8 protein-coding genes are annotated in these 6,848 nt (G+C 68.6%); 6 read left to right on the top strand and 2 right to left on the bottom strand.

The features are described from left to right. The 4 genes from AC1D1G_RS39330 to AC1D1G_RS39315 form a co-directional block, all read left to right on the top strand. The coding region (locus AC1D1G_RS39330) for an NUDIX hydrolase (protein ID WP_477956296.1) at positions 1–526 on the top strand (526 nt) is incomplete at its 5' end. 57 nt (positions 527–583) lie between these two features. After that, the gene (locus AC1D1G_RS39325) at positions 584–1,363 is read left to right on the top strand and encodes an enoyl-CoA hydratase/isomerase family protein (protein ID WP_477956295.1); all 780 of its coding nucleotides are present in this window, start codon (positions 584–586) and stop codon (positions 1,361–1,363) included. A gap of 55 nt (positions 1,364–1,418) precedes the next feature. Then, positions 1,419–2,390, top strand: coding sequence for a class I SAM-dependent methyltransferase (locus tag AC1D1G_RS39320; RefSeq protein ID WP_105413082.1), 972 nt, complete (start codon positions 1,419–1,421; stop codon positions 2,388–2,390). Position 2,391: 1 nt separating this feature from the next. Next, positions 2,392–3,549: a THUMP-like domain-containing protein gene (locus AC1D1G_RS39315; RefSeq protein ID WP_280781705.1), complete on the top strand. Its 1,158-nt coding sequence runs from the start codon at positions 2,392–2,394 to the stop codon at positions 3,547–3,549. 39 nt (positions 3,550–3,588) lie between these two features. Here the strand turns inward: AC1D1G_RS39315 and AC1D1G_RS39310 are convergent, their stop codons facing one another. After that, positions 3,589–4,896 (bottom strand): outer membrane protein assembly factor BamB family protein, encoded by a 1,308-nt coding sequence (locus AC1D1G_RS39310; protein ID WP_283334838.1) that lies wholly within the window; start codon positions 4,894–4,896, stop codon positions 3,589–3,591. A gap of 139 nt (positions 4,897–5,035) precedes the next feature. Here AC1D1G_RS39310 and AC1D1G_RS39305 point away from each other — a divergent pair, with 139 nt between their 5' ends. Further along, on the top strand, positions 5,036–5,779 hold the full coding sequence (locus AC1D1G_RS39305) for an acyltransferase (RefSeq protein WP_009479650.1): 744 nt from the start codon (positions 5,036–5,038) through the stop codon (positions 5,777–5,779). 25 nt (positions 5,780–5,804) lie between these two features. Beyond that, on the top strand, positions 5,805–6,062 hold the full coding sequence (locus AC1D1G_RS39300; protein ID WP_283354673.1) for a DUF3253 domain-containing protein: 258 nt from the start codon (positions 5,805–5,807) through the stop codon (positions 6,060–6,062). 8 nt (positions 6,063–6,070) lie between these two features. On the opposite strand, the gene AC1D1G_RS39295 is transcribed toward AC1D1G_RS39300, so the two are convergent. Further along, a partial coding sequence (locus AC1D1G_RS39295; RefSeq protein ID WP_477956294.1) for a glycosyltransferase family 4 protein occupies positions 6,071–6,848 on the bottom strand: 778 nt, incomplete at its 5' end.

Here is a 6,848-nt window from a genome sequence, read left to right as displayed (position 1 = left end):
GGAATGCGGCGTGCTCCTCGCGGGACCGAGCGCGGACACGGTCGTCGCGGACACGTCCCGTTACGCGCAGTCCCGCACACAACTCGAGAAACGCGAACTGTCGTTCAGTGACTTCCTGAAGCGCGAGAACCTCGTCCTGCGCGCCGATCTGCTGCGGCCCTGGGCCAACTGGGTCACCCCGGTCGGCGAGGGCCGCCGCTACGACACGCGGTTCTTCGTCGCCGCCGCACCGCACGGCCAGATCGCGGACGGTGCGACGTCCGAGGCCGAGGACGTGCAGTGGCAGAGTCCGGCCGCGGCGCTCGAGCACTGGCAGGGCGGCGGAAGCATCCTGCTGCCGCCGACGTGGAGTCAGCTCACGGCGCTCAGCGCGTTCGGCTCGGTCGCGGAGGTGCTGGCCGCGGAGCCGGAGATCCCGGTGATCCTGCCGACGCTGATCACGGACGAGGAGCAACTCCGCGTGGAGTTCCCGGGACAGGACGGCTACTACGAAGCCGGTCCGCATCCGTGGGCGTCCCGCGACTGATCGCGATGCGGCGGGCCGCGAAACCGGGTCGGAGGCAGACAAGTAGCCTTTTACCTCATGGCTGAGTTTGTCACTCTCGAGGTATCCGAAGGCATCGGCACGATCCGGCTCGCGCGCCCCCCGATGAACGCCCTGAACCGTCAGGTTCAGCAGGAGTTGCGGGCAGCGGCGCGGGAGGCGACCGTCAACGCCGACGTGAAGGCCGTCATCGTCTACGGCGGCGAGAAGGTCTTCGCTGCGGGCGCGGACGTGAAGGAAATGTCCGAGATGAACTTCGGGCAGATGTCCGACGTGATCGGCGACCTGCAGTCCGACCTCGCGGCGGTCTCCGAGATCCCGAAGCCCACCGTCGCCGCCATCACGGGGTATGCGCTCGGCGGCGGCCTGGAGGTCGCGTTGTCGGCGGACCGGCGCATCGCGGGCGACAATGCCAAGCTCGGTGTACCGGAGATCCTGCTCGGCATCATTCCCGGCGGCGGCGGCACCCAGCGTCTCGCCCGGCTGATCGGACCGTCCAAGGCCAAGGATCTGCTGTTCACCGGCCGGTTCGTCGACGCCGAGGAGGCCCTGTCGATCGGGTTGGTCGACGAGGTCGTGGCGCCGGACGACGTGTACGAGGCGGCCCGCACCTGGGCGTCGCAGTTCACGAAGGGGGCGGGCCGCGCCCTCGCCGCGGCGAAGGCCGCCGTCGACCGTGGGCTGGACGTCGACCTCACGACAGGGCTCGCGGTGGAGCGTCAGCTGTTCACCTCGCTGTTCGCCACCCAGGACCGCACGACCGGGATGGAATCGTTCATCGAGAACGGCCCAGGTAAGGCTCGGTTCACGGGCGAGTAGTCTGGAGCCCGAAACTAGAACCTGTTCACTCTTACCAGCGAGTAGGATTTGCCGCATGACTGCAAGCGCCCATGACGACCCAGCTCCTCATCCGCACGCCACCGCCGAAGAGGTAGAGGCTGCGCTGAAGGACACCAAACTCGCGCAGGTGCTCTACCACGACTGGGAAGCCGAGACGTACGACGAGAAGTGGTCGATCTCGTACGACGAGCGGTGCATCGACTACGCGCGCGGACGTTTCGACGCCGTCGCGGGCGATCAGCCGCTGCCCTACGAGCGGGCGCTCGAACTGGGCTGCGGCACCGGATTCTTCCTCCTCAACCTGATGCAGGGTGGAGTCGCGAAGACCGGTTCGGTCACCGACCTGTCGCCCGGCATGGTGAAGGTCGCCCTCCGCAACGCCGAGGGCCTGGGATTGTCCGTCGACGGCCGTGTCGCCGACGCCGAAACCATCCCGTACGAGGACGACACGTTCGACCTCGTCGTGGGACATGCGGTCCTGCATCACATCCCGGACGTGGAGCAGTCTCTGCGCGAGGTTCTGCGCGTCCTGAAGCCGGGCGGGCGTTTCGTCTTCGCCGGTGAGCCGACCACGATCGGCAACTTCTACGCCCGCTGGCTGGGCCGCGCGACGTGGGAGGTCACCACCCGGGTCACCAAGTTGCCGTTCCTCGCCGACTGGCGTCGCCCGCAGGCGGAACTGGACGAGTCCTCCCGCGCGGCTGCGCTCGAGGCCGTCGTCGACCTCCACACGTTCGATCCGGGCGACCTCGAGAAGATCGCGAAGTCGGCAGGCGCCGAGCAGGTTCACGCGGCCACCGAGGAATTCGCCGCCGCTCTGCTCGGCTGGCCCGTCCGCACGTTCGAGGCCGCCGTACCCCCGGAGAAGCTGGGCTGGGGCTGGGGGCGTTTCGCGTTCACCGGATGGAAAACGCTCAGCTGGGTCGACGAGAAGGTTCTCCGGCACGTGGTGCCGCGGGGATTCTTCTACAACGTCATGATCACCGGCGTGAAGCCCGGCAACTGAATTGGGCTATGCGTTCACTCCCGGGGACGTGGAGTTCCTGCAGAGCCCGGACGGGGCAGCCGCTCTCGCGGAAGTGGACGGCTTCGCATTGACCACGTCTACGCGCCTGGCCGACATCGGCCGGGCGCGTACGCGTTTCGGCTCACACGTCGCATTGCTGGTGGAGACCGTGCTGTTGCGGCGGAAGGCAGCCGCCAAACTTCCCGGCACCGAAAACTGGTTCTTCACGGACGACGCTCTGCAACAGGCGACGCCGCGTGCGGTCGCCGCGCATCGTGCGATCCGGCTGAAGGACCGGGACGTCCACGACGTCACGTGCTCCATCGGCGCCGAACTGGACGCGGTGGTCGGGACGGCCGCGACGGTGATCGGCAGCGACCTCGACCCGGTCCGGCTCCTGATGGCGCAGCACAACGTTCCCGCGGCGGCCGTCGTCCGCGCCGATGCGCTCGTCCCGTGCACCCGCGGCACCGTCGTGCTCGCGGATCCGGCGCGACGGTCCGGCGGCAGGCGAACACACGACCCGGCCGCGCTGGAGCCGCCGCTGCCGGATCTGATCGACGCGTACCGCGGACGGGATCTCGCGGTGAAATGCGCTCCCGGACTTGATTTCGACCGGCTCGGCTGGGACGGCGAGGTGGAGGTGGTGTCGCTCGACGGCGGCGTGCGGGAGGCGTGCCTGTGGTCGCCGGGACTGTCCGGAGCCGGTATCACCCGCCGGGCGAGCGTCCTCGGCTCCGACGGCAGCGCGTGGACGGTGACGGACGCCGAGGACGACGACATCCCCGAACGCGCGCCGGGGGAATGGATCGTCGACCCCGACGGGGCCGTCGTGCGTGCCGGCCTGGTGCGGCACTACGCGGCCCGGCACGGACTGTGGCAGCTGGATCCCCGGATCGCCTATCTCACCGGCGATTCGGTTCCGGACGGTGTGCGGGGCTTCCGCATTCTCGAGCAGGTGAAGTATTCGGAGAAGTCGCTGCGGCAGGACCTGGCGCGCCACGACTGCGGGGTGGCGGAAATCCTCGTGCGCGGCGTCGACGTCGATCCCGCGGTCCTGCGTCCGAAGTTGAAGTTGCGCGGAACTCGTTCGCTCAGTGTGGTGATCACGCGGATCGGCCGCGCAGGCGTCGCGTTCATCTGCGCTTCGCGCCCGTGAGTACTTCTCAACCGCCGGACGTTGACAAGTACTCACGGGTCAGCGGAGGACGAACAGCTCCCCGAGCAGTGTCGGCGTCAGGACTTCACCCTTCGGCCCGACGGACGTGCCGACCGTGAAGCCCTTCGCCCCGGGCAGGGTCTCCTGGTCGAGGGTTTCGCCGGTCCCGGTGTCGAACGTGAGCATCGCCAGCCCGTCCGTACCCTCGCGGACCACCGCGTAACCGGTCGACCCGGCTGTCTGCGCCGGGACGCCCAGCTGCAGCAGATCCTTCCGCTCCCAGACCAGTTCGGCGTGATCGCCCTTGTCCTGCAACGCCAGGAGGTGACCGTCGAGTCCGCCGGCGGGGATGATCAGACCGTCCGCGGACGTCGACGGGCTACCGGCAGCGGCGTACCCGATGTCGTAGCTCCACTTCGCATCACCCGTCGCGGAATCGATCGCCCACAACGTGCCCCAGTTGTCGTTGGTGTAGACGACGGAGCCGTCGGCCGACAAGTCGGGGCTGGACGCGCTACCGCCCGGCAGCGCATCGCTGGACCATTCCTGGGTGATGGCGGGGTTGTCGCCGCCGGAGTACTTCATCGAGACGAGTTCCGCCGCGGGAGCGCCGGGCGCAAAGAACGTGAAGTAGAACTTGCCGGACTCGAGGTCGATCGCCGGCATGTTTGCGACCGGGCAGTCGGGTGCGCCGAAGAAGCAGCCGCTGAGACCCTTGTCGTCGGGCAGGATGTCGACGTTCGCGCCCTCGGCGACGGACGGCGGTGGGACGAGGTCGTACGGTGCCACGACCTTCTGACCGGTCTGCGTGTTCACGACGTTGATCTGGCCGAGCTGGGTGATGAAGAGGAGATTGCCGTCGCCGGTGAACTGCGCCGACAGCGGCGTCCCGACCACCGGTGTGCGCCAACGCAGCTGGCCGTACTCGTTGAACGAGTTGATGGCACCGTTCTCGCCCACGTACACGTTGGCGGCGCCGTCGACGATCGGCGTGGAGGCCACGACACCCGGCGCGAGCTGACGGCACCAGCGTTTGCGGCCGCTGTCCATCTGGTAGGAGAAGAGGTTGCAGCCCTTCTCGGTGCGGGCCGTGATGAAGATCTGGCCGCTGGCGGCCACCGATGCGTAATTCGCCACCGGACCGCCGAGCGGACGCGACCAGGCGAAGGAGAGGTCGCGGGAACCGGTGACGGGGCTGGTGTCGCTGTTGCGGGCGTCGGCGTGCATGCCGGGCCACCCGCCTGCGGAGAAGATGTCGTCGACCTGCGTTCCGCTGCTGCAGCCGCTGAGGACGACAGCCGAGATCGTCGCCAGCGCCAGTACTGACGAACGTAGGACCCGCCGCATTACTTCTCCTCGTCTTCGATAACGCTCGGCCCAGAGACTATCCCGCCGAGGCTGCACCGATCGGCACACCCCGATGCGGGTGTCGGAGTCCGGACACACCCGAACGAGGGCGCGAGCCGTGAACGTAGGCTGACAGGCTATGACGAGCATGTGGGGCGCACCGTTGCGTACGAGGTGGCGAGGATCCCGGCGGAGCGACAGCGAGCAGGCCCGCTTCCTGACACGCGACTCGCTGCGCTGGGTGCTGGCGAACAAGGCGTACACGCCGTGGTACCTGGTGCGGTACTACCGGCTCGCGAAGTTCAAGCTGGCCAACCCGCACGTGATCCTGCGTGGCATGGTGTTCCTCGGCAAGCGGGTGGAGATCCATTCGACCCCCGACCTGTCGCGGCTCGAGATCGGCCGCTGGGTACACATCGGCGACGGCAATGCGATCCGCTGCCACGAGGGTTCGCTGCGCATCGGCGACAAGGTGGTCTTCGGCAAGGACAACGTCGTCAACACGTACCTCGACATCGAGATCGGCGCGTCGACGCTCGTGGCGGACTGGTGCTACATCACCGACTTCGATCACCGCATGGACGACGTGAACGTTCCGATCAAGGATCAGGGCATCGTGAAGGGCCCGGTCCGCATCGGACCCGACACGTGGGTGGCGGCCAAGGTCACGGTTCTCCGCAACACGCGGGTGGGGCGAGGCTGTGTCCTCGGCGCGCATGCCGTCGTGAAGGGTGACATCCCGGACTTCAGCATCGCCGTCGGTTCGCCAGCCAAGGCCGTGAAGAACCGCAAGGCCGAGTGGGAGGCGGGCGCGTCCGAACGCGCGAAGTACATCGCCGCCCTCGAGGACATCGCCCGGAAGAAGGCGGCGCAGGAGAACTGACCGCCGCGGTGGCATAGTCGGCGTCATGGCCGTGTCGGACAGGGAACTCGAGGAGCGCATCCGGGCGCTCCTCGATGCCCGAGCCGACAGTGCGAGCATCTGCCCGTCGGACGTCGCGCGCGCCGTCGCCCCGGACGACTGGCGGCCCCTGATGGAACCGGTGCGGGAGGCCGCCCGGCGCCTGGCCGACGCCGGGGAGGTCGAGGTCACCCGGAAAGGTGCCGTGGTGGATCCGCGATCGGCACGGGGGCCGATCCGGATCCGATGGGCCCGCACGGACTGAGGGCCACGTCAGCGACCGGGCAGCGGACGCTCGGGAATCTCCGGCCTCGCCAACGGGTGCCGCACGCGACGCTTGGCGCCCGCGTAGACGTGGACGGTGTCCTCGGCCACCTTGTGCCAGTCGAAATCCGCGGTGAGACGGTCGCGGGCGGCCACCGCGCGCTGCTGGGCGCCGGCCGGGTCGTCGAGGACCTCCCGGACCGCGGACGTGAGCCCGGCGACGTCGCCCGGCTGGAACGACATGCCGGTCTCGCCGTCGACGACCGCTTCACCGAGGCCGCCGGCGGTGGACGCCACGAGCGGGGTGCCGGAGGCGGCGGCCTCGAGTGCGATGATCCCGAACGGCTCGTACCGGCTGGGCAGGACGATGGCGTCGGCGCCGTGCAGCCACCCGAGCAGTTCGATGTGGTCGAGGTTGCCGAGGAAGTTCACGGCACGGGCGACGCGATGGGTGCGGGCCTGCTGGTAGAGCCAGGTGAACTGGGTGCCCTCACCGGCGATCGACAGCGTGGTCCCGGGGTGGCTGCGGCGGATGCGGGGGAGCGCGGCGATGGCGTCCTGCACACCCTTCTCGTATTCGAGGCGGCCGACGAACAGTAGTTTCGGCGGTCCGGACCGCGGCGCGCGCTCGCGGAAGCTCCAGGTGGTGAGGTCGATTCCGTTGCGGATCACCGTGATCGGCGGGAGCTGCGGACCGTAGAGGGTAGTCACTTCGTCCTGCATCGACGCGGAACAGGTGATGAGCGCATCGGATTCGTTGGCCAGCCACCATTCCACCGAATGCACC

The sequence above is a fragment of the Rhodococcus sp. P3_B8 genome, assembly GCF_056402775.1.
This window is presented reverse-complemented; position numbering and strand designations above follow the sequence as displayed.

Bases quoted from the DNA above. Each gene is read 5' to 3' on its own strand.
- AC1D1G_RS39325 (WP_477956295.1), top strand. From the start codon at position 584: ATGGCTGAGTTTGTCACTCTCGAGGTATCCGAAGGCATCGGCACGATC.
- AC1D1G_RS39300 (WP_283354673.1), top strand. From the start codon at position 5,805: ATGGCCGTGTCGGACAGGGAACTCGAGGAGCGCATCCGGGCGCTCCTC.
- AC1D1G_RS39310 (WP_283334838.1), bottom strand. From the start codon at position 4,896: ATGCGGCGGGTCCTACGTTCGTCAGTACTGGCGCTGGCGACGATCTCG.
- AC1D1G_RS39320 (WP_105413082.1), top strand. From the start codon at position 1,419: ATGACTGCAAGCGCCCATGACGACCCAGCTCCTCATCCGCACGCCACC.
- AC1D1G_RS39305 (WP_009479650.1), top strand. From the start codon at position 5,036: ATGACGAGCATGTGGGGCGCACCGTTGCGTACGAGGTGGCGAGGATCC.